We start from the raw sequence: 20385 nt of genomic DNA, 5'->3' as shown, positions 1-20385 counted from the left end.
CACCCTTGCTGGCCGACACGCACCTGCGCGCCCGGACGCAAACCATGGAGACGCCCCCCGAAAACTCAAGCGCCCCGCGACAAGCCAGACTATGGCCCGATTCCGGTAACCATATTTCCTTTCCAAGTCCTTTCAACGAGACATGCCGACGCAGCGCTATACATGCCACGCGAGTTTACGGGCGCGCCTATATTTCGGCCCGCCGGAAGCGCGCATAAGCCTTATGAAGTAAGGTGTTAGCTTCGCGTTGCGCCGCCCGCTCACAGCGCCTGGACAGGCGACGTCAAGCTTAGCGCGCGCTTAACACGAATGCTTTGAAGCGAATCGTCGGCCGCTTTTAGGCCCAAACTCCTAACGTCACCGATTCGGGTTCAACCCTGGCCGGCCCCTAGCAGCTCGAAACTGGCCATCAGGCCGTCGACGGCGGAATTGGCCAGCCAGACGTCGAACATCCCCGGCTCGGCGATCCAGTAATCGTTGTCGCCGACGAACATCAGGTTCTCGCGCTTCAGCTCGAACCGCACCTCGCGCTCGGCTCCAGGAGCCAGGGAGACGCGCTGGAAGCCCTTCAGCTCGCGCACCGGCCGGGTGCGGCTGGCGACCCGATCGCGGATATAAAGCTGGACGACGTGGTCGCCGTGCAGATTGCCGCTGTTCCTGACCTTGGCGGTGATGTGCAGCGTGTCGGTCCACCCCAGCCGCGCCGTCGACAGCTTCATATCGGTGATGTCGAAGCGCGTGTAGCTGAGCCCGAAGCCGAACGGATAGAGCGCGTCGTTGCGGATCGAGCGCCAGCGCGCCTTGTACTCCTGGCCGTTCGGATCGACTGGGGCCGGGCGGCCGGTGGTGCGGCCGTTGTAGAAGAACGGCTCCTGGCCGCTGTCGATCGGGAAGCTGACCGGAAGTCGGCCCGAGGGGTTCACCACGCCGAACAGCACATCGGCCACGGCGTTGCCCATCTCGCTGCCCAGGAACCAGGTCGCCAGGATGGCCGGGGCGTCGCGGACCACGCCCTCCAGCTGAATGGCGCGGCCGTGGCGCAACAGCACGACGACCGGCTTGCCCGTCGCGGCGATCGCCTCGGCCAGGCGCTGCTGGACCGGCGGGATGCGGATATCGGTGCGCGACTTGGCCTCGCCGGTCATGTCCTGGCTTTCGCCGACGGCCAGCAGGACGATGTCAGCGGCTTGAGCCGCGGCGACCGCGCGCTCGAAGCCGCCGGCGATGGTGGTCTCGACCTCGCAGCCGCGCTCGACGATCAGGCTCCCCGGGTCGACCAGTTGGGCGCGAAGGCCGGTGGCCAGATCGACGTTAAGGCGGCGGTCGGCGAAGAATCCGCCCCAGGCCCCCAGCACATTGTCGCGGTCGTCGGCGAACGGACCGATCAGGGCCAGACGCTTGCCGGCCTTGGGCAGAGGCAGCAGGGCGCCGTCGTTCTTCAGCAGCACGATCGAGCGCGCGCCGGCCTCGCGGCTCAGGGCGCGCAAGGCGGGCGTGGCGGTTCGCTGCGCCTCCGCGCGGGGGTCCAGCGAGCGGTAGGGATTGTCGAAAAGACCGATCGCCTCCTTCAGGGCCAGCACCCGGCGCACGGCCGCGTCGACCGTGGCCATCGGCACGGCTCCCGAGGCGACCAGTTCCGGCAGGTAGCGGTTGTAGAGGCCGCTCTGCATGCTCATGTCGACCCCGGCCAGGATCGCCAGGCGGGCAGCGTCGCGGTCGTCGGCGGCGAAGCCGTGAGCCACCAGTTCCTGGTCGGCCGTGTAGTCCGAGACGACCACGCCCTTGAAACCCCACTCACCGCGCAGAATGTCGGTCAGCAGCATCTTGTTGGCCGTGGCCGGGATCCCGTTGACGTCGTTGAAGGCCGACATGGTCGTCAGGGCCCCGGCCGCGAAAGCGGCCTGGAACGGCGGCAGGTGGATCTCACGCAAGGTCGCGTCCGAGACCTCGACGGAGTTGTATTCCAGGCCGGCCGTCACCGCGCCATAGGCGGCGAAGTGCTTGGGCGTGGCCAGCAGACTGTCGTCGGCCTTCAGGTCCTTGCCTTGGAAACCACGCACGCGGGCGGCGGCCATCACCTCGCCCAGATAGACGTCCTCGCCCGCCCCTTCCGCCACCCGGCCCCAGCGTTGATCCCGGGCGACGTCGACCATCGGCGCGAAGGTCCAGTGCAGGCCCGAGGCCGTCGCCTCCAGGGCGGTGGCGCGGGCGGTGCGTTCGGCCAGGTGCGGGTCGAAACTGGCGGTCTCGCCCAGCGGGATCGGGAACACGGTGCGGAAGCCGTGGATCACGTCGGCGGCGAACAGCAGCGGGATCTTCAGGCGGGAGCCCTCGATCGCGGCCTTCTGAGTATCGCGCGCGGCCTGGGCGCCGACGCCGTTGAACAGCGCGCCGATTCGGCCGGCCTTGACCTCCGCCAGCAGGATCTGGGCGTTGCGGATATTGACTAGCGGATTCATGTCGCCGATCGGCGGCCGGATCATGTCGGCGAAGCACGACAGCTGGCCGGCCTTCTCCTCGACCGTCATCTGGGCCAGCAGCCCTTCGACGCGATCCGAGGCCCGGGCGAAGGCGCGGGGGGCGGTGACGGCGAGGCCCGACAGGGCCGTGGCGCCGGACAGGAAGGCGCGCCGGCTTGGCCCCCGGGGGCCGCCGTTCGTCGTCTTCAAAGCCATGGAATCCCCCGGGGACGCTTCACGAGGCCGGCAAAATTGCCGCTAAAGCGTCCTGGCGCAACCGCGCTCGCCTATTCGGCGGGATGCAGGACCGTCTCGGCCGGAACGCGAGCGGTGTTGTAGGTCTCAAGGTCCAGGATCCCTTCGCGCTTGGCCACGATGGTCGGGACCAGCACCTGGCCGGCGACGTTCACGGCCGTGCGGCCCATGTCCAGGATCGGGTCGATGGCCAGCAGCAGGCCCACGCCTTCCAGGGGCAGGCCCAGGGTCGACAGGGTCAGGGTCAGCATCACCGTCGCGCCGGTCAGGCCCGCCGTGGCGGCCGAGCCGATCACCGAGACGAAGACGATCAGGAAGTAGTCCGACCAAGCCAGGTGCACGCCGAAGAACTGCGCCACGAAGATCGCCGAGATCGCCGGATAGATGGCCGCGCAGCCGTCCATCTTGGTGGTCGCGCCGAACGGCACGGCGAAGGCGGCGTAGGCGCGCGGCACGCCCAGGCTGGTCTCGGTCACGGCCTCGGTCACAGGCAGTGTGCCGACCGACGAGCGCGAGACGAAGCCCAGCTGGATCGCCGGCCAGGCGCCCTGGAAGAACTTGATCGGGTTGAGACCGTTCAGGGCCAGGATTGTCGGGTAGACCACCAGCAGCACCAGGGCCAGGCCGATATAGATCGCGCCGGTGAAGGCGCCGAGCTGACCCAGCGTCGTCCAGCCGTACTGCGCCACGGCGTTGCCGAACAGGCCGACGGTGCCGATCGGAGTCAGGCGGATCACCCACCACAGCACCTTGCGCACGATCGCCAGGGCCGAGGCGTTGAACTTCAGGAAGGCCTCGCCCGCCTCGCCGACCTTCAGGGCCGCGACGCCTGTGACCAGCGAGATGACCACGATCTGCAGCACGTTGAACGACAGGCCCGTGGTCGCCGCGCCCTCAGTGATCTTGGTCGAGGCGGCCAGGCCAAGGATATTGGCGGGGACCAGGCCGGTCAGGAAGTCCAGCCACGAGCCATGGGTCTTGGGAGCCTTGGCAGCTGCGGCCTCGACCGTGGTGTGCAGGCCCGGCTGCAGGATCAAACCCAGCGCGATACCGATCAGCACGGCGATCAGGGCGGTGACCGCGAACCAGAACAGGGTCCGCCAGACCAGGCGCGCGGCGTTCTGCAGCTGGGCGATGTTGGCGATCGAGGCGACGATAGCCGTGAACACCAGCGGCGGCACCAGCACGCGCAGCAGCTGGACGAAGATCGCGCCAACCTGGTGCAAGGTCTCGGCCAGGACGTAGCCCGCCTGGCCTTCGCCCGGTCCCAGGTTGCGGGCCAGCAGGCCCAGCCCGAGGCCCAGAGCCATGGCGACCAGGACCTGGACTCCGAACCCGCTGATGAAACGGCTGCTCTTCGGCTGGGCGACGGCCATGCGCGATCCTCGACAAAGGTGAGGGTGGAATGTCGTGCCGCGCGGTGGGATTTACGAGCGAGGTTTTCCGGTGGTCGCCCCCAGGAAAACTGAAACGGAGCCTGTGCCTAAAGACGCGGCAACCACAGTCCCAGAGTGGCGAAGACGCCGCCCGCCGCGGTCGCCAGGGTGACCACCGCCATGCCGCACGCCATGGCCAGCCTGGCCCCTACCCCGCCCCGGTCTCGCGCCAGCAGGTAGAGCTCCAGGATTGCGACCGGGACCAGCACGTGACCGAAGGCCAGGGCGATGTCGAACGGTCCGTCGAACGCCTCGGTGTGCCCCACCGGTCCCTGGTTGGCGGCGAACCACAGCATCATGCCCAGGCGGTAGAAGAACACGCCCAGCATCAGCACGAAGGCCCGCAGCGCCCAGCGTCCATGTAGGTCGAACCGCTTCTTCCGCGCGAAGCGCAGCGCCTGGCCCGCGCAGAGCATCAGCAGCACCGCGTTCAGCGTGTTGCCGATCGCCATATAGGTTCCGGCCACCGCGCCCCGGGTGAAGGCGATGAACAGGCCCGACAGCGCGATGGCGAAGGCCACGGCGATGAACGCCCGCCCGTTCCAGCGGTGAAACCTCGGCGCTTTTCCGCGGATCGCCGGAACCAGTTGCAGCGAGCCGGCGAAGGTCACGAACACCGCCATCAGCAGGTGGACGCCCAGCGCAAGGTTCCCGGCCGTGTCGCCATGATTGTAGCCATGCCCCGCCGGCAGCACCGCGTTCCAGCGATCCCAGTCCCCGGTGACGGCGCCCACGCCGTAGAGCCCGACGATATAGATCCCGAACGCCCATAGTCCCGCGACCAGGGCGACGAACCACGCGGTCGCCGAAACGCTCAGCGCCCGGCCAGCGATCTTCTCCATGTGCACGAACTCGCCAACGCATCCCTCGGCCGCAGGCTTAGAGAGCGCGGCCCAGCCAAGCCATGACGCGTGGCGACACGAACTTGACCCTGGCGATCACCCTGCTACCGCTCGCGCCATGGCCAGCAGTCTCGAGGCAAGCGTGGTGCAAGCGACGGTGTCGGGCGGGTTCTTCAAGGGCCTGCTGGAGTTCGCGGCGTCGCTGGGCGCGGACCGCGCGGCGCTGCTGGAGCGAACCGGCGTCACCGAGACCGATTTCGCCGACCAGGACGCCCGCATCCCGCTGGAACGCTACAAGGCGCTCTACCGCGCCGGCCAGGAGATGACCGGCGAGCCGGCCCTGGCCCTGAAGCTCCCGGAAGCCACCCGCTTCGAGCAGATCTCGATCGTCGGCCTGATCTGCCAGGCGGCCGACACCATGGGCGGGGCCCTGAAGCAGTTGAACCGCTTCTCGCGCCTGGTGGTGGAAGTCGATGGCGTCTCGGACGGTCCCCGCTTCCAGCTAACGCCGCGCAATGGCGAACTCTGGCTGGAGGACCGTTGCGCCGAGGACTTTCCGGAGCTGATCGAGGCTGCCCTGGCTCGCTTCACGTGCGAGATGACACGGCACTATCCGGACTTCACCTTCGCCCTCGCCGTCCACCTGACCTGTCCGCGCCCGGCCCACGCCGCCGAGTACGAGCGGGTGCTGCGCGCGCCCGTCACCTTCGGCGCGGCCTGGAACGCCCTGCGGATCGAGCCTTCGTGGCTGAACCTCGCGATCCAGCGGCCCAACCGCTACGCCTTCGGCATGTTCAACGGCCATGCCGACGCCCTGCTGGCCAGCCTGGAGCAATCCAAGACCACGCGCGGTCGGGTAGAGGCCCTGCTGATCCCGCTGCTGCATACCGGCGAACTGGCCATGGACGCGGTCGCCACCGCCCTGGGCCTGTCGCGCCAGACTCTCTACCGCCGCCTGAAGGCCGAAGGGGTCGGTTTCGACCAGGTGCTGGACGATCTGCGGCGGCGGATGGCCGAGACCTATCTGGAAAAGCTGTCGGTCAACGAGACTGCCTATCTGGTCGGCTTCTCCGAAACCAGCGCCTTCTCCCGCGCCTTCAAGCGCTGGACCGGCGCCAGTCCGCGCGGCCGCAAGGCTTAGCTCTTCAGATTCACTTTCACGGTCGTCGACAGGCCCGGCCGCAGGCGGGCGATGTCGGCCTGACCCGGATCCAGGCGGATGCGGACCGGCACGCGCTGGACGATCTTGGTGAAGTTGCCCGTGCCCGGCTCGAACGGCAGCAGCGAAAACTGAGAGCCCGAGCCCGGGGCGAAACTCTCGACGCGGCCCTTCAGCGCCTTGCCGCCCAGCGCGTCGACCTTGATCGTCGCCGCCTGCCCGGGAAGCATCCGCTCGACCTGGGTCTCCTTGAAGTTGGCGACGACATACAGCGCCTTGATCGGCACGATGGTCATCAGCCGCGTGCCGGGCTGGACATAGTCGCCGGGCTCGGCCTGGCGGTCGCCGACCACGCCGTCTATCGGCGAGACAATGACGGTGTGGCTCTGGTCCTGACGGGCCAGGATCAAGGCGGCCCTGGCGCGGGCCACCGCGGCCTCGGCCTGGGCCAGGTTGGCCGTCAGGGTGGCGCGCTTGGCGGCGGTGACGGCGGCTTGGTCCTGGCTGACCGAGAGCTGGGCGCGGCTGCGGTCGGCGGACGACTGCGCCCCGACGGCGGCGGCGCGGAAACGCTCGACGTCACGTCGGGCCACCGCGCCGCTGTCGGCGAGATCCTCGTAGCGCTTGCGGTCGGCCTGGGCGCGGACATTCTCGGCGTCGGCGGCCGCGATGGCGGTCTGGGCGGCGCGGATATTGGAGCCGGCCAGCCGCTGCTCGGCGTCCAGCGAGATCAGGGCGGCGCGGGCGCTGGCGACGGCGGCCTCGGCGTTGCCGACATCGGCTTCGGCGGAAGCCACGCGGGCGTCGAACTCCTCGGGGTCGATGCGGACCAGGGCGTCGCCCCGCTTGACGGCCTGATTGTGGTCGACCAGCACTTGGGCGACCAGGCCCCGCACCTTGGGCGCCACGCTGGAGCTGTCGGCCTGGACATAGGCCGCGTCGGTCGAGACCGCGCCTTTGGGCATGGCGATCAGGGCCGAGCCGCTGGCGGCCACGATGATCGCCCCGCCCACGGCCAGCACGGTCTTGCGCGAGAACGGCGACTTCTTCGCCTTGGTGACGGACTGGGCGGCCGCGCCCTCGAACGTGGCGTCGGTCATTGGTCGGCCTCCAGGCCAAGGCGGCGCTTCAGGTGCGCGCGGGAGCGTTCAAGAATGGCGTCGGAGCGGTCGGCATCGGGCTCGGCCCGGGCCAGGGTCAGGGCCCCGACCAGTTCGGCGAGGGTCGAGCTGGCCTCATCCTCGGCATGGTCGCGGCCCAATGCCGACAGATGGGTGGCGATGATCCCCGTCAGGTGCGCCACGCCCCTGGCGTAACGCTCGCGCGAAGCCTGCGACAGGCGCGGCGCGTCGACCGCGAGGTAAGGCAGAGGACAGCCGCCCGAGCGCGAGTCGCGATGGCGGGCCGACAAGTAGAAGTCGATGTAGCCCGTCAGGGCCTCGCGTGGCGGCGCGCCCTTCACCTTCTCCAGCATGGCCGTCGGCCCGCCCTCGAACATGTGGGCGATGGCCTCGGAAACGAAGGCCTCCTTCGACGGGAAGTGAGCGTAGAAGCCGCCGTGCGTCAGGCCCGCGCGGGCCATGACCCCGGCCACGCCCAGGCGGTGCGGACCTTCCTCGCGAATGGCCATGGCGGCCTCGTCCAGGACCCGCAGGCGGGTCTTCCGCTTGTGCTCCGCGTCGTAGCGCATGCTTGCGTCCTCGATTACATGATACATATAATATTATAGCCATCATACTTTCAAGGGGCGCTCCCGTGAGCTCAGCCGCCGCCAAGCCGCCCATCGATCCAGGCGCCCTGCCCACCCGGACCAAGTTCCTGATTTTCGGAGTGATGGCGTTCGGCCAGTTCATGGCCCTGATCGACATCCAGATCGTGGCCGCGTCGCTGAACGACGTGCAGGCGGGGCTCTCAGCTGGACCCGACGAGATCAGTTGGGTGCAGACCGGCTATCTGATGGCCGAGCTCGTCATGATCCCGTTCGCGGCGTTCCTGGCCCAGTCGCTGTCGACGCGATGGCTGTTCGCCCTGTCGGCCGGCCTCTTCACCCTCTCCTCCGCCCTATGCGGCATGGCCTGGGACATCGACTCGATGATCCTGTTCCGCGTGCTGCAGGGCTTCACCGGCGGGGCCATGGTGCCGACGGTGTTCGCGACGGGCTTCGCCATGTTCTCCGGACCGCAGCGGGCGATGATCCCGGCGATCCTGGGCATGGTCTCGGTGCTGGCCCCGACCCTGGGCCCAACGGTCGGCGGTTGGCTGACCGAGGCGGTCGGCTGGCGCTCGATCTTCTACATCAACATCGCGCCCGGAGCCCTTGTGACGATCCTGGCGATCACGGTGATCAAGGTTGATCGGGCCAGGCCCGAGATGCTGAAGACTATCGACTACGCCCACCTGGCGGCCATGGCCGTCTTCCTGGGCGGGCTGGAATATGTGCTGGAGGAAGGTCCGCGCCAGCAGTGGTTCGAGGATCCGGCCATCGCCATCGCCGGCTGGGTGACGCTGGTGGCCTTCGCCCTGTTCGTCGAGCGTTCCTTCCGGTCCGGCGGACCGGTCGTGAAGCTGTCGCCGTTCCGCAAGCCGACCTTCGTGTTCGCCTGCGTGTTCAATCTGGTGATCGGTTTTGGCCTCTATTCCTCGACCTATCTGATCCCTGTCTTCCTGGGGCGGGTGCGGGGCTATGACAGCCTGGAGATCGGCACGACGGTCTTCGTCACCGGCATCGCCCAGATCCTGTCGACCGTCATCGCCGCCAGACTGTCGACCCGCGTCGACCAGCGGATCGTGGTGACGGTGGGCCTGTCGCTGTTCGCCGCGGCCTTGTGGCTGACCTCGCACATGACCAGCCAATGGGGCTTCGCGGCCCTGCTGGCGCCCCAGGCCCTTCGGGGCTTCGCGATCATGCTATGCATCGTGCCCAGCGTGAACATGGCGCTGTCCGGCTTCGAGATGGCCGAGCTGCGTTACGCGTCCGGCCTGTTCAACCTGATGCGCAACCTGGGCGGAGCGATCGGCATCGCCGTGGTCAACACCTGGCTGGGCGACAACGCCCGCGTCCACGTGGCCCGCTTTGGCGAGGCGCTGGGCGAGGCCGGCCGCTCGGGCGATGCGGCGCTGGAGGCCCTGGCCGCCCGCATCGCCGAGCGCACCCCCGACGCCGCCCAGGCCGCGCTGATCCTCCAGGCCGAGCTGGCCAAGGTGGTCGGGCGCGAGGCCCTGACCCTGGCCTTCAATGACGTCTTCCGGGTGATGGCGGCGCTGTTTGTGCTGGCCCTGGTCATGGCCCCGTTCTGCAAGCCCCCGCCCCTCGCCGGCGCCAAGCCGCCGCCGGATGCTCACTAAGCAAAAAAAGCCCCGGGAGGACGAGCCTCCCGGGGTGCGCTTGCAGGAAGTTGGAGTGAACCGGTCAGTGCGCCGCGGCGGCCGGCGCGGCTTCGAGCGTCTCGGCGGCATGGACAGCTTCGACCGGCTTGCGGGCCGACCAGCCGAAGGCGGCGATGATCAGGTAGCAGATGGCCGGCACGAACATCGCCAAGCCCAGGCTGCCGATGTGGTCGGCGACGAAGCCGGTCAGCGGTGGGATCACCGCGCCGCCGACGATGCCCATGCACAGCAGGCCCGATGCGGCCGGCGTCTTGCGACCCATGCCCTCGATGCCGAGCGTGAAGATGGTCGGGAACATGATCGAGTTGAACAGGCCGATCGCCAGCAGGCTGTACCCGGCGGTCACGCCAGACGTCATGGCGGATGTGGTGATCAGACCCACCACGATCAGGGCGCAGACGGTCAGCACCTTGCCGGGCGAGACCCGCGCCAGCACGAAGGCGCCGATGAAGCGGCCGACCATCGCGCCGCCCCAGTACCAGGACAGCATGGCCCCGGCCTTCGACAGCGGCAGGCCCAGGGTGCTGGGCTGGGCCAGATAGTTGGTCATGAAGGTGCCGATCGCCACCTCGGCGCCGACATAGACGAAGATGCACAGCACGGCGAAGGCCAGGCGCTTGTGCTTCATCATGCCCAGCATCTCGCCCAGGCCCGTGGCGGCCTCGGCCTGCGGGGCCTTGTCGTTGTTGCGCAGGAACCAGAACAGCAGCGCCAGCACCAGCAGGCCGCCGGCGATGATCATGTACGGCGCCTGGACGGCATGGGCCTGGGTGTGGCGCAGGGCCTCCAAGGCGGCCGGGGTCAGGGTCGCCGGATCGGGCGCCTTCTCGATGTGCCGGAGGATCAGGGCCGAACCCACGAACGGCGCCAGATAGGTGCCGAACGAATTCAGGAACTGGGCGAAGGTCAGGCGGCTGGAGGCCGTCTCGCTCTTGCCCAGCAGGGCCACCAGCGGGTTGGCGGCGACCTGCAGCAGGGTGATGCCGGAGGCCAGGATGAACAGAGCGCCGAGGAAGCCGTAATAGACGCCGGTGTTGGCGGCCGGGGCGAACAGCAGGCAGCCGATCATCATCACGACCAGGCCCACCACGACGGCGCGCAGATAGCCCAGGCGGCTCAGCAACCAGCTCGACGGCAGCGACATCAGGAAATAGGCGCCGAAGAAGCAGGTCTGCGTCAGGGCCGTCTGGAAGTTGTTCAGCTTGAACAGCGACTTCAGCGCCGGCGCCACCAGGTCGACCAGGCAGGTCGAGAAGCCCCAGGCGAAGAACAATAGAATTACGAAAGGCAGCAGCACGCCGCCCGACTTGCTCGTTCCGTCTTGGCCAGTCCCGCCCGATGGCGCGAGTCCGCCGCCCATACCCGCCATGCCCTGAAGCTCCCTAGTGACGCTAGATTTGTGAATCCGTCTTTGCGCGGACGCGCCATTCACAGGAAGCGTGACAACGTTGTCAACCACGCGCGCGCTTTTTCAATGGCTGATAGCGCTACCAGGGGAACCGCCTACCGCTTTCGCGGCTTGATCCGGAGAACCGGGAGTTTCTCATGTCCGCGCTGATGGTTCTTCTGATGTCCAGCCTGTTCGTGCTGGCGGCGATGGTCGGCTTGGCCGACGCTCTGGTGCACTTCCTGGCCTGGAGCATCGAGCGCCTCAAGGCGCCGCGCGAGACCACCAAGGCGTCTCAGTCACCGGCGCAGGGAATGACCGCGTAGCGGCTGGCCTTGAGGGCGCGGAGCGCGCCCCGGTCGACCTGATCGCGGGTGAACGGCGCCTCGGGCGTCCAGTCTCGCGCCGCCAATTCGGCGGCCAGCGGCGGGGCGTCGTCCCAGCGCGGCCAGATGATCCAGGCCGGCGCATCCGACGCCGCGCAGAAAATCCGGACTTGCGCCAGGCTCGGCGGCGGCAGGCGGCGTTCCGGCGCCGTCAATGGTCGAATGAAATCCTCGCCCGCCAATCCCAGGTTCGTCAGGCGCTCGGCGCGATCGCGAATCTCAAGGGCCATGGGTCTCGAGAACACCACACCGGCGCCCTGCACGCGCGTTGACCAATTGGGTCGGCCCAGCAGCAACCAGGACTCCATGTCGCCGACCAGCCACAGCACTGGCCCGGGCCGCGCGGCGGTCATGGCGACCAGTCCCTGATCTCTCCCCCGGTCACGCGCGCGGATGTAGTCGGAACGGTCGTCCCACAGGAGGATCGCCAGCACGCAGACCGCCCCCACCCCGACGATGCGCGCCATGACCGGCGGCGTCGGTCGGCCGAGGGCCAACCAGACGCCGATCGCCACCGCGATGGCCAGGGCGGGCAGATCGCTGAACCAGACGATACCCTCGCTATAGCGCCCCGCTCTCGCCAGCTTGTTCGCCAGACCCGCGCCAGCCAATCCGGCATAGCCGATCGCCGCCACGGCCAGCAGGCCGAGCGCCAAGCCCATGTAAAGTCTCGGACGCGTAAAGCGCGACTTGCCGTCCATGGCGACAAGCAGCAGGCCCGACGGCGCCGCGAGCAGGCTGAGCTCGCCGACATCGCGAAACAGCCAGGCCAAGCCGATCAAGGACGTGCCCAGCAGCCCTGCCGGCCCGCGTCGGGGCAGTTCGGCGACCAGCAGCGCCAGGCAGGCCAGGGCCAGGACCGCGACGGGTTGCAGGGTGCGCCAGCTCTGGATCTGCAGGAAAAGGATCAGCGACAGACGTTCGCCGAGCATGGCCGCGGCGGCGACGCCGACGAGACCGGCGATCAAGGCGCCCAGCACCAGGCGACGCGGCGCGCCCTGGAGCAGAAAGACCGCCGCCGCCGCCGTACAGATCTGTACGGACAGAAGGCTCCAGGCCTCGAGCGGCCAGAGCGAGGGGAACAGGATTGGGCTGCGGGTCTCGACCACCGCCCGCCAGGCGGGATCCATGATGGTCACCAGACGGTCGGCGATCGGCAGGTGCGCGAGCCCCGCCACGGCGACGACGGCGACGCCCGTCAGACCCGCCCATAGCCAACGGCGGTCCTCCAGGCAGAGGGCGGCGCCGATCGCCGCGACCGAGCACAGGCCCATGATCGGATGGAACAGCATGCCGACGACGCAGAGTCCAAGTCCCCGCCGGGGGCGTCCGGACAGATAGGCGGCCATGCCGGCCAGGCCTGCGGCCTCGACCAGCCCGCGCGGCGTGGCGTAGGGCTCGCCGAAACCGATGACGTTCAGAGGTCCGTAAAGGGAGGGCAGCGAAACCACGAAGACCAACGCCGCCCAGCGCAACGCCGGCGGCCGGTCGGCCAGGAGCCGCTCGACCATCAAGGCCGCCGCCGCGAACCACAGCGCCAGCGTCAAGGCCACGATCGCCATCGTCGCGGCCGAAGGACCCAGGACCGCGATCAGCCTCGCCAGTATCGGCGTATAGAGGCTGAAGCCGAACTGCCCGTCATGGACGAACATCAGGTCGCGCCCGACCCCGCCTGGGTCTAGCTTGGCCAGGGCGTCGGCCACATAGAGGCGGCCGTCGTGATAGATCCCGGGATAGGGACGGCTCAGCAGGAACAGGCCAAGCGCGGCCAGCCATCCAAGCCAGCGGCCATCGGCGAACTTGTCGAGGCGGCTCACGGCTGGACGGGGTCGACGCGCGGAGCCTTGAACAGCAGCGCCCGGCGGACGGTGAAGTTGAATATGAAGACGATACCGGCGGTCGGGATCTTGGCCACGCCCGGATGCAGGCGCAAGACCTCGACCCAGAGGGCCATCAGGCCTTGGGTCAGTATCAGGCCGGCCAGGCCCACGCCGACGAAACCGACGAACTCTCGCCGGCGGTCCGCGACAGGACGGTGGCGGAAGACCACCGAGACCGACAGCAGATAGGTCACCGCAATGCCGCTGACGAACCCCGTCGCCGAGGCCGCCAGATAGTTGACGCCCAGCGCCGTCAGCGCCAGCAGCAGACCCCAGTCGAGACCGAGCGCCAGGGCGCTGGCCAAGCCATAGAGCATCAGCTCGCGCAGCCCCCCGATCAGCCCTGCCGGCAAGCGCCGCCAGATCCGAAGGCGACCGTGGCGCGGCGCGAAAGCCATGATCAGGCGGCGACCTTGGCCGGGACCAGGCGCTCGCCGCGCAGGGCCTCGCGGGCGCCGGAGACGCCGGCCTCGCCGTACTCGGCGTCCTCGTTGACCTCCCACACGTCGTGCAGGGTCTCGCCGGCGATGATGTTCTCGGCCGTCAGTAGGCCGGTCATCATGGCGTGGTCCTGGTTGTTGTACTTGTGCATGCCGTTGCGGCCCACGAGGTGCAGGCCCGGGAAGTGCATCTTCAGGTCCAGGCGGACCATCTTGATGTGCTCGGCATAGGCGTCGTCATAGACCGGATAGGCCTTGTGCTGGCGCACCACGCAGGCGTCGTAGACGTCCGCCGGGTCCATCAGGCCGATCTTGGCGATTTCGCGCTTGGCCTGGACGATCAGGTCCTCGTCCGAGGTGGTCCACAGGCCGTCGCCCTCGAAGCAGAAATACTCAAGACCGAGGCAGGTCGAGACGCCATCCGGGATCATTTCCGGCGACCACGAGCGGAAGTTCTGCACGCGACCGACCTTTACCGACGGGTCGTGGATGTAGATCCAGTTGTCCGGCAGTTCCTTCTGCGGCTTGCCGATCAGCACCACGGTCAGGAAGTCGCGGTACATCAGTTCGCCGGCGTGGAAGACACTGATCGGCGTCGGGCTGATCGACTGCATCAGCTCGCGGATCGGGGCGGACGAGACGACGTCGTCGGCCGTGTAGATCTCCTTCCTGCCGTCGGCGCACGAGACGCTGACGGTCCAGATCTTGGCCAGCTTGTCATAGTGCAGACCGTCGACCTTGCGGCCCATGCGGACCTGGCCGCCCAGGGCGGCGATCTTCGCCGCGCAGGCCTCCCACATCATGCCGGGGCCCTTGCGAGGATAGCGGAAGCTCTCGATCAGGGTCTTGGGCGCGCCCTCGCCTGTCTTGGCCTTGACGCCCAGCGAGCGCTTGACGCCGTCGATGATGGCCGAGGCCAAGTCCAGACCCTTGATGCGCTGGCTGGCCCAGTCGGCCGAGATCTCATCGCAGCTCATGCCCCACACCTTCTCGGTGTAGGTCTTGAAGAAGATCGAGAACAGCTTCTCGCCGAACTGGTTGCGGACCCACTGGTGGAAGGTGGTCGGATTGGCGATCGGCTTGACCTTGGCCCAGCCGAACGAGGCCATACACCTGGTCGCCGTCCAGACGCCCAGGTTCGCCAGGGCTTCGAAGGCCTTCAGCGGGTAGGCGTAGAACTTCTCGCGGTAGTAGATGCGCGACAGGCGCGGCCGGTCGATGAAATCGTCGGGCAGGATCTCGTTCCACAGGTCGACGATCTCCTTGCTCTTCGAGAAGAAGCGGTGGCCGCCGATGTCGAACTTGAAGCCCTTGTAGTCCACGGTCCGGCTGATGCCGCCGACATAGGTCGGGTCCATCTCCAGCACGGTCACGCCGCGGCCGGCCTTGGCCAGGGTGTAGGCGGTCGTCAGGCCGGCCGGGCCGGCGCCGATCACCAGGGTCTCCACGTGCTGGCCCATGCGGCCGTCTCCTATCCCGTTTCGAGACAAGATGCGGGCGGATGGTTAAGGCGGGGTCGCGAGGCTTGGTGAATCCCGATTAATCGTGAATCCGCTACGATCGGTCGCGGCGGTTGCTTATCAGGGGTGACAGACGCGAAAGGCGACACTAGGTTTGCCGTGATGACCCTCGCCGCCAGCCAACAGCTGTTTTGGTATTTTAGCTATCCGACGCCTCTGGCGCCGGGAGGGTTTCGTTCGGCCTGACATCAGGGCCACAAAGAACACCTTCACCAGCCGCCAGGGGTTCCCCGGGCGGCTTTTTTGATGGCCGCCGGACCTCGCAAGATCTTCCGGAGTACGCCATGCCTTCCACCGCCCATCTCGTCTCGCTGCCCGTTCCCACCGACGATCTGCGCATCGAGAAACTGCAGACGCTCAGCCCGCCCGCCCAGGTGATCGGCGAGGCGCCGGCCAGTTCGTCGATCGCCGAGGTCGTCGGCGAGGCCCGCGCCGCCGTCCACGAGATCCTGCACGGCCGCGACGACCGCCTGGTGGTGGTGATCGGCCCCTGCTCGATCCACGATCCCAAGGCCGCCCTCGACTACGCCCACCGCCTGGCCGCCGAGCGCACGCGCCACGCCGGCGAGCTGGAAGTGATCATGCGGGTCTATTTCGAAAAGCCCCGCACCACGGTGGGCTGGAAGGGCCTGATCAACGACCCCGACCTGGACGGCGGCTTCCGGATCAACGAGGGCCTGCGCCTCGCGCGTCGGGTGCTGCTGGACGTCAGCGCCCAGGGCCTGCCGGCGGCCTGCGAGTTCCTGGACGTGACCACGCCGCAGTACATCGCCGACCTGGTGGCCTGGGGCGCGATCGGCGCGCGCACGACCGAGAGCCAGATCCACCGGGAGATGGCCTCAGGCCTCTCCTGCCCGGTCGGCTTCAAGAACGGCACCAACGGCGACGTGAAGGTAGCGGTCGACGCGGTCACCGCCGCGTCGCAACCGCACCACTTCCTGGCCGTGACCAAGGAAGGCCGCGCCGCCATCGCCACCACCACCGGCAACGCCGACTGCCATGTCGTGCTGCGTGGCGGCAAGGCGCCCAACTACGACGCCGCCAGCGTCGCGGCGGCCGCCGAGGTCCTGGCCAAGTCCGGCCTGCCGGCTAGGATCATGGTCGATGTTAGCCACGCCAACAGCGGCAAGAACCACGAGAACCAGCCGGCCGTGGTCGCGGACGTCTGCGCCCAGGTGGCGACCGGGACCTCGCCGATCATGGGGGTGATGATCGAGAGCAACCTCGTCGCGGGCCGCCAGGACATCGTCCCCGGCCAGCCCCTGACCTACGGCCAGTCGGTCACCGACGCCTGCGTCGACTGGGACACCTCGGTGCGTCTGCTCGACCAGCTGGCCGCCGCCGTGAAGGCCGGCCGTGCGGCACGCAAGGCCTAGGCAAAACACGCGAGCGGCGGGGCTTAAGTCGACATCCCGCCGTTCGCGCATCCTTCTGTCGACGAGACGCGTTGTGAAGCCCGAGGGACCTTCACCAAGGCGAAGTTCACATGACCCGTCTCGTCATCATCGGCCTGGCCATCGGCGCCATCGCCCTTCCCGCGACGCTGGCGCCCACCGACGCCGACGCCGCCACCTGCCGCAGCCGCAAGGCCACCGGAACCGTCATCGGCGGGCTGGGCGGCGCCCTGGTCGGCAACGCCATCTCGAAGGGCGGCGGCGGTCTGCTGATCGGCGGCGTCGGCGGCGCCCTGGTCGGCCGCGAAATCGGCAAGAGCGGCTGTCGCACCCGCACGGCCTATTATAGCTCCGGCTCCAGCTATCGCGCCGCCTCGCCGGCGCCGGCGCGACCCGCGCCCGTCCGTCAGGTCTATTACGACCACATGGGCAACCCGGTCGCCACCGGCGAGGTCCGCAACGGGACCTTTCAGCAGGTTTCCGCCACCACCCCGACTGGCGGGACGTGCCGCAACGCCACGATCTCCTACTACGACGAGCGCGGCCGCCTGGCCCAGCGCCCGGTCCAGATCTGCCCCCGCTAGAAACGCACGGAAATCAAAACGATGATCCGCAAGCCCGTGATGGCCGCCCTGGCCCTCGCCACCCTCGCCCTGGCCGCCTGTGAAAACGGGCATGAGGCCATGTCCAATCCGAAGATCTGCGCCGACTTCCGCAACAACGCGGGTCCCGGCGCCACGGCGGCCTCGGATCCGTCGACTCCGGTCGACGAGTGCGCCCGCCGCTGGGCCTACAGCCTGGCCGGCTCCAAGGACGGCGCCGAGATCGTCGCCGACGCGGTCGTGGCCGCCTGCGCCCCGGTGCTGAGTCGCTGGAACCAGGCGTCGCTGGGTCAGACCGCCAATAGCGGCGAGCAGGCCCTGAGCCTGACCACCGGCCAGCCGACCAATCCGCTGGCAGAGCACAGCAGCTTCGCCCAGGGTCGCGCGCTGTTCTACGTGGTCCAGGCCCGCGCCGGACGCTGCAAGCCGCCGCCGGTCACCAACGGCGTGCCTGCGGGCCTCTAGAACTGTCGATTTCCCTGTGGCAGGGTCGGAGCCGGACATCGCTCCACATCGGGCAAGCGCACCGTCGCCCTTGCCCTTTCCACAGGGAAACCGCGAGCGATGACCTTCTCGACCTCGAACATCAAGTTCGGCCGTCTGGCCGCTTCCGCCTTTACGCGTGACATCCAGGCCGCCTGCGCATTCTATTGCGACATCCTGGGCTTCAAGAAGACCTTCGAAAATGGCGATCCGGTCGGCTTCATGATCCTTGAGAAGGATAGAGCCGAACTGCATCTGAGCCTCGTGAAGGACCACAAGCCCTCGACCGCCAATATCGCCCACCTGATCGTCGACGACGTCGACGCCCTGCATGAGGTCCTCGTCGCGACCGGCGTGCGGATCATCAAGGCGCTTCAGGACAAGGACTACGGCCTGCGAGCCTTTGTCTTCGCCGACCCCGACGGCAACCGCATCGACGTCGGTCAGCCGCTCGAAGCCGAAGCCCCGCGTTTCAAGACCCGCAACATGGCGGGCGCATCCTTTGTCGATTGCCGCCTGGCCGGGGCGACGTTCGAGGATATCGACCTGTCGAAGGCGCGCTTCAACAACGTCAATCTCAGCGGCGTCACGATCGACGACGCCAAGATCGACGGGCTGACGATCTTCGGCATGGACATTCAAGCGCTGATCCGTGCCGAACTGGCCCGCCGGCGCGAAGGTTAAGCGAGCGCGGCGCGCTCCCATTCCAGGAACTCCGGCGTCGCCAGCAGGCGATCGGCATAGGCCTGCGCCGCGCGGGGTATCGCCGTAGTCGGCAGGCTTGATGCCATACGTGCGGAAGCGCGTCGCCACCGGCGTGTAGAAGGCGTCGGCGATCGACCAGTCGCCTAGCAGGAACGGTCCGCCGGACCGCGTCAGCAGCCGGTTCCAGCGCCCTACGATCGTGCGGACGTTCTTCTGGGTGGCTTCGGAAATCTCCAGCGTCGTGCGGATGTCCAGCGCCATTGGGCACTCGCCGCGCAGGGCTTGGAAGCCGCCATGCATCTCCGCCGCCGCCGAACGGCCCAGGGCGCGAAGAACCGGATCGGCCGGCCACAGCTTAGCCTCGGGGAAGGTCTCGGCTAGGTACTCGCAGATGGCCAGCGAGTCCCAGATGGTCAAGTCGCCGACCTTCAGCACCGGCACCTGCCCGCTCGGCGAATGCTGGGCGATGGCCGCGTCGGTGGCCGCGCCCTGGCGCAGCTCAATCTCGATTTGCTCGAATGACGCGCGGGTGCGCTTGAGCGCCAGCCACGGCCGCAACGACCAGCTGGACCATCTCTTGGTGCCGATCACGAGTTCCATGGCGCGTGCTCCCTGATGCGATTGCCGCCCGGCTTACCCTGCGTCTAAGGTGGCCTCAACGATTAGAACAACTGTTCGAGGGAGAGCGCTCATGGCGGAAGCGGCCACGCCGTCACCGGTCATCAATCCCGTTTCGACGGGCTATCGCCGGTACGCCCTATGGGTGCTGCTGATCATCTACACCCTGAACTTTCTGGACCGGCAGGTGGTCAACATCCTGGCCGAGCCGATCAAGCGCGACCTTGGCCTGGCCGACTGGCAGCTGGGCATGATGACGGGCCTGGCCTTCGCCATCTTCTACACGGTGCTGGGTATCCCGATCGCGCGGCTGGCCGAGACCAAGAACCGCCCCTTCATCATTGGCGCGTCGGTCGCCGCCTGGAGCGCCTTCACGGTGCTGTGCGGCTTCACCCAGAACTTCTGGCAGCTGATCCTGGCGCGGATCGGGGTGGGGGTCGGCGAGGCGGGCTGCACGCCGCCCGCCCATTCGCTGATCACCGACTATGTGCCGCGGGAGAAGCGGGCCAGCGCCATCGCCTTCTACTCGATCGGCACGCCGCTGGGCACTCTGGCCGGCATGGCCATGGGCGGCCTCGTCGCCGACGCCTACGGCTGGCGGGCCGCCTTCATGGTGGCCGGCGCGCCGGGCGTGGTCTTCGCCTTGGTCGCCGCCTTCACCCTCGTGGAGCCGCGCAAGAAGCTGGCCGCCGAAATGGCCGCCCGCGCCAGCTCGCAGATCAGCCTCGCCGCCGCCCTGGCGGTGCTGGCGACCAAGAAGACCTTCTGGCTGGTGGCCCTGGCCGCCTCGATCAAGGCCTTCATCGGCTATGGCCACGCGCCGTTCACCGCGTCGTTCTTCTTCCGCAACCACGGGCCGGAAATCGCCCAGTTGGCCGCGGGCTTCGGCCTGAAGTCAGCAGGGTTCCTGGGTCTGGCCCTTGGCCTGATCGGCGGCACGGCGGGCGTCATCGGGGCATGGCTGGGCGGGGTGTTCGCGGATCGCCTGGGGGCCAAGGACCTGCGCGCCTATGTGACCGTGCCGGCGGTCGCTTCGCTGATCACCATCCCGATCTTCATCACCGCCGTCAGCCTGGACACCCCGATGACCGCGATCTGCCTGCTGGCCGTCAACGCCCTGCTGGGAACGCTGTGGTACGGGCCCGTCTACGCCACCGCCCAGAGCATCGTCGACCCGGCTCTGCGGGCGACCGCCTCGGCCGTGCTGCTGCTGATCATCAACCTGATCGGCCTGGGTCTCGGCCCCTTGGCCGTCGGCATCCTCAGCGACGTGCTGTCAGGCCACGCGGGCCTCGGCGAAGCGCAGGGCGTGCGCTGGGCGCTGATCGTCTCGGCGACGCTGGGCCTGGCCGCGTTCGGCCTGTTCTGGGCGGCCCGCCGCAGCATCCGTGAAGAGATGGTCGCCTAGGAGCTCCCCCGCGGTGCGGGAGGG

The 20385-nt window shown here is 68.2% G+C and carries 18 protein-coding genes and 1 pseudogene; 9 read left to right on the top strand and 10 right to left on the bottom strand.

The window, feature by feature from the left end; translation table 11 throughout:
- Window positions 1–371 precede the first annotated feature (371 nt).
- From ACHMW8_RS15120 to ACHMW8_RS15110, 3 genes are all read right to left on the bottom strand, one after another.
- The gene (locus tag ACHMW8_RS15120; RefSeq protein WP_395442999.1) at window positions 372–2675 is read right to left on the bottom strand and encodes a glycoside hydrolase family 3 N-terminal domain-containing protein; all 2304 of its coding nucleotides are present in this window, start codon (window positions 2673–2675) and stop codon (window positions 372–374) included.
- Between the two features lie 71 nt (window positions 2676–2746).
- On the bottom strand, window positions 2747–4090 hold the full coding sequence (locus tag ACHMW8_RS15115) for a dicarboxylate/amino acid:cation symporter (protein ID WP_395442998.1): 1344 nt from the start codon (window positions 4088–4090) through the stop codon (window positions 2747–2749).
- A gap of 107 nt (window positions 4091–4197) precedes the next feature.
- The gene (locus ACHMW8_RS15110; protein ID WP_395442997.1) at window positions 4198–4992 is read right to left on the bottom strand and encodes a DUF2306 domain-containing protein; all 795 of its coding nucleotides are present in this window, start codon (window positions 4990–4992) and stop codon (window positions 4198–4200) included.
- Window positions 4993–5134: 142 nt separating this feature from the next.
- Between ACHMW8_RS15110 and ACHMW8_RS15105 the strand changes: the two genes are divergently transcribed.
- Window positions 5135–6133, top strand: coding sequence for an AraC family transcriptional regulator (locus tag ACHMW8_RS15105; protein WP_395442996.1), 999 nt, complete (start codon window positions 5135–5137; stop codon window positions 6131–6133).
- On the opposite strand, the gene ACHMW8_RS15100 is transcribed toward ACHMW8_RS15105, so the two are convergent.
- On the bottom strand, window positions 6130–7251 hold the full coding sequence (locus ACHMW8_RS15100; protein ID WP_125156334.1) for an HlyD family secretion protein: 1122 nt from the start codon (window positions 7249–7251) through the stop codon (window positions 6130–6132). The two genes, ACHMW8_RS15105 and ACHMW8_RS15100, sit on opposite strands and share 4 nt — an antisense overlap.
- Window positions 7248–7841, bottom strand: a complete 594-nt coding sequence (locus ACHMW8_RS15095; RefSeq protein WP_395442995.1) for a TetR/AcrR family transcriptional regulator — start codon at window positions 7839–7841, stop codon at window positions 7248–7250. The genes ACHMW8_RS15100 and ACHMW8_RS15095 overlap by 4 nt, the downstream gene beginning before the upstream one ends.
- A 65-nt stretch (window positions 7842–7906) precedes the next feature.
- Between ACHMW8_RS15095 and ACHMW8_RS15090 the strand changes: the two genes are divergently transcribed.
- Complete coding sequence (locus tag ACHMW8_RS15090; RefSeq protein WP_395442994.1) at window positions 7907–9496, top strand: DHA2 family efflux MFS transporter permease subunit; 1590 nt, start codon at window positions 7907–7909, stop codon at window positions 9494–9496.
- A gap of 64 nt (window positions 9497–9560) precedes the next feature.
- Here the strand turns inward: ACHMW8_RS15090 and ACHMW8_RS15085 are convergent, their stop codons facing one another.
- Window positions 9561–10907, bottom strand: a complete 1347-nt coding sequence (locus ACHMW8_RS15085) for a sugar MFS transporter (RefSeq protein WP_395442993.1) — start codon at window positions 10905–10907, stop codon at window positions 9561–9563.
- 176 nt (window positions 10908–11083) lie between these two features.
- Between ACHMW8_RS15085 and ACHMW8_RS15080 the strand changes: the two genes are divergently transcribed.
- Window positions 11084–11251 (top strand): hypothetical protein, encoded by a 168-nt coding sequence (locus tag ACHMW8_RS15080; protein ID WP_158624647.1) that lies wholly within the window; start codon window positions 11084–11086, stop codon window positions 11249–11251.
- On the opposite strand, the gene ACHMW8_RS15075 is transcribed toward ACHMW8_RS15080, so the two are convergent.
- The 3 genes from ACHMW8_RS15075 to ACHMW8_RS15065 are packed head-to-tail and all read right to left on the bottom strand — an operon-like array spanning window position 11221 to window position 15091.
- Window positions 11221–13128, bottom strand: a complete 1908-nt coding sequence (locus ACHMW8_RS15075; protein ID WP_395442992.1) for a hypothetical protein — start codon at window positions 13126–13128, stop codon at window positions 11221–11223. The two genes, ACHMW8_RS15080 and ACHMW8_RS15075, sit on opposite strands and share 31 nt — an antisense overlap.
- Window positions 13125–13589, bottom strand: coding sequence for a GtrA family protein (locus tag ACHMW8_RS15070; RefSeq protein ID WP_395442991.1), 465 nt, complete (start codon window positions 13587–13589; stop codon window positions 13125–13127). Before ACHMW8_RS15070 ends, ACHMW8_RS15075 begins: the two co-directional genes overlap by 4 nt.
- A 2-nt stretch (window positions 13590–13591) precedes the next feature.
- Window positions 13592–15091, bottom strand: a complete 1500-nt coding sequence (locus tag ACHMW8_RS15065) for an NAD(P)/FAD-dependent oxidoreductase (RefSeq protein ID WP_395442990.1) — start codon at window positions 15089–15091, stop codon at window positions 13592–13594.
- Between the two features lie 162 nt (window positions 15092–15253).
- Here ACHMW8_RS15065 and ACHMW8_RS15060 point away from each other — a divergent pair, with 162 nt between their 5' ends.
- The 5 genes from ACHMW8_RS15060 (at window position 15254) to ACHMW8_RS15040 (ending at window position 18314) form a co-directional block, all read left to right on the top strand.
- Window positions 15254–15337: a hypothetical protein gene (locus tag ACHMW8_RS15060; RefSeq protein ID WP_125156646.1), complete on the top strand. Its 84-nt coding sequence runs from the start codon at window positions 15254–15256 to the stop codon at window positions 15335–15337.
- A 98-nt stretch (window positions 15338–15435) separates the two neighbouring features.
- Window positions 15436–16527 carry a 3-deoxy-7-phosphoheptulonate synthase gene (locus ACHMW8_RS15055; RefSeq protein ID WP_395442989.1) on the top strand — a complete coding sequence of 364 codons (1092 nt, stop codon included), beginning with the start codon at window positions 15436–15438 and terminating at the stop codon, window positions 16525–16527.
- Between the two features lie 110 nt (window positions 16528–16637).
- A complete protein-coding gene (locus tag ACHMW8_RS15050; RefSeq protein ID WP_395442988.1) occupies window positions 16638–17129 on the top strand; it encodes a hypothetical protein in 492 nt (163 codons plus the stop codon).
- A 21-nt stretch (window positions 17130–17150) separates the two neighbouring features.
- The gene (locus ACHMW8_RS15045; protein ID WP_395442987.1) at window positions 17151–17612 is read left to right on the top strand and encodes a hypothetical protein; all 462 of its coding nucleotides are present in this window, start codon (window positions 17151–17153) and stop codon (window positions 17610–17612) included.
- Window positions 17613–17711: 99 nt separating this feature from the next.
- Window positions 17712–18314 (top strand): glyoxalase superfamily protein, encoded by a 603-nt coding sequence (locus tag ACHMW8_RS15040; RefSeq protein ID WP_395442986.1) that lies wholly within the window; start codon window positions 17712–17714, stop codon window positions 18312–18314.
- Here the strand turns inward: ACHMW8_RS15040 and ACHMW8_RS15035 are convergent.
- A pseudogene (locus ACHMW8_RS15035) lies at window positions 18311–18935 on the bottom strand (glutathione S-transferase family protein). The gene ACHMW8_RS15040 and the pseudogene ACHMW8_RS15035 overlap by 4 nt on opposite strands.
- A gap of 91 nt (window positions 18936–19026) precedes the next feature.
- Between ACHMW8_RS15035 and ACHMW8_RS15030 the strand changes: the two are divergent.
- Window positions 19027–20361, top strand: a complete 1335-nt coding sequence (locus ACHMW8_RS15030) for an MFS transporter (protein ID WP_125156323.1) — start codon at window positions 19027–19029, stop codon at window positions 20359–20361.
- Window positions 20362–20385 lie beyond the last annotated feature (24 nt).

Source organism: Caulobacter sp. UC70_42 (genome assembly GCF_044056025.1).
GTDB lineage: Bacteria > Pseudomonadota > Alphaproteobacteria > Caulobacterales > Caulobacteraceae > Caulobacter.
This window is presented reverse-complemented; position numbering and strand designations above follow the sequence as displayed.

Excerpts from the sequence above, each read along its gene's own strand:
- ACHMW8_RS15120 (WP_395442999.1), bottom strand. The coding sequence starts at position 2,675 with ATGGCTTTGAAGACGACGAACGGCGGCCCCCGGGGGCCAAGCCGGCGC.
- ACHMW8_RS15115 (WP_395442998.1), bottom strand. The coding sequence starts at position 4,090 with ATGGCCGTCGCCCAGCCGAAGAGCAGCCGTTTCATCAGCGGGTTCGGA.
- ACHMW8_RS15110 (WP_395442997.1), bottom strand. The coding sequence starts at position 4,992 with ATGGAGAAGATCGCTGGCCGGGCGCTGAGCGTTTCGGCGACCGCGTGG.
- ACHMW8_RS15100 (WP_125156334.1), bottom strand. The coding sequence starts at position 7,251 with ATGACCGACGCCACGTTCGAGGGCGCGGCCGCCCAGTCCGTCACCAAG.
- ACHMW8_RS15095 (WP_395442995.1), bottom strand. The coding sequence starts at position 7,841 with ATGCGCTACGACGCGGAGCACAAGCGGAAGACCCGCCTGCGGGTCCTG.
- ACHMW8_RS15085 (WP_395442993.1), bottom strand. The coding sequence starts at position 10,907 with ATGGCGGGTATGGGCGGCGGACTCGCGCCATCGGGCGGGACTGGCCAA.
- ACHMW8_RS15080 (WP_158624647.1), top strand. The coding sequence starts at position 11,084 with ATGTCCGCGCTGATGGTTCTTCTGATGTCCAGCCTGTTCGTGCTGGCG.
- ACHMW8_RS15070 (WP_395442991.1), bottom strand. The coding sequence starts at position 13,589 with ATGGCTTTCGCGCCGCGCCACGGTCGCCTTCGGATCTGGCGGCGCTTG.
- ACHMW8_RS15065 (WP_395442990.1), bottom strand. The coding sequence starts at position 15,091 with ATGGGCCAGCACGTGGAGACCCTGGTGATCGGCGCCGGCCCGGCCGGC.
- ACHMW8_RS15060 (WP_125156646.1), top strand. The coding sequence starts at position 15,254 with ATGACCCTCGCCGCCAGCCAACAGCTGTTTTGGTATTTTAGCTATCCG.
- ACHMW8_RS15055 (WP_395442989.1), top strand. The coding sequence starts at position 15,436 with ATGCCTTCCACCGCCCATCTCGTCTCGCTGCCCGTTCCCACCGACGAT.
- ACHMW8_RS15050 (WP_395442988.1), top strand. The coding sequence starts at position 16,638 with ATGACCCGTCTCGTCATCATCGGCCTGGCCATCGGCGCCATCGCCCTT.
- ACHMW8_RS15045 (WP_395442987.1), top strand. The coding sequence starts at position 17,151 with ATGATCCGCAAGCCCGTGATGGCCGCCCTGGCCCTCGCCACCCTCGCC.
- ACHMW8_RS15040 (WP_395442986.1), top strand. The coding sequence starts at position 17,712 with ATGACCTTCTCGACCTCGAACATCAAGTTCGGCCGTCTGGCCGCTTCC.
- ACHMW8_RS15030 (WP_125156323.1), top strand. The coding sequence starts at position 19,027 with ATGGCGGAAGCGGCCACGCCGTCACCGGTCATCAATCCCGTTTCGACG.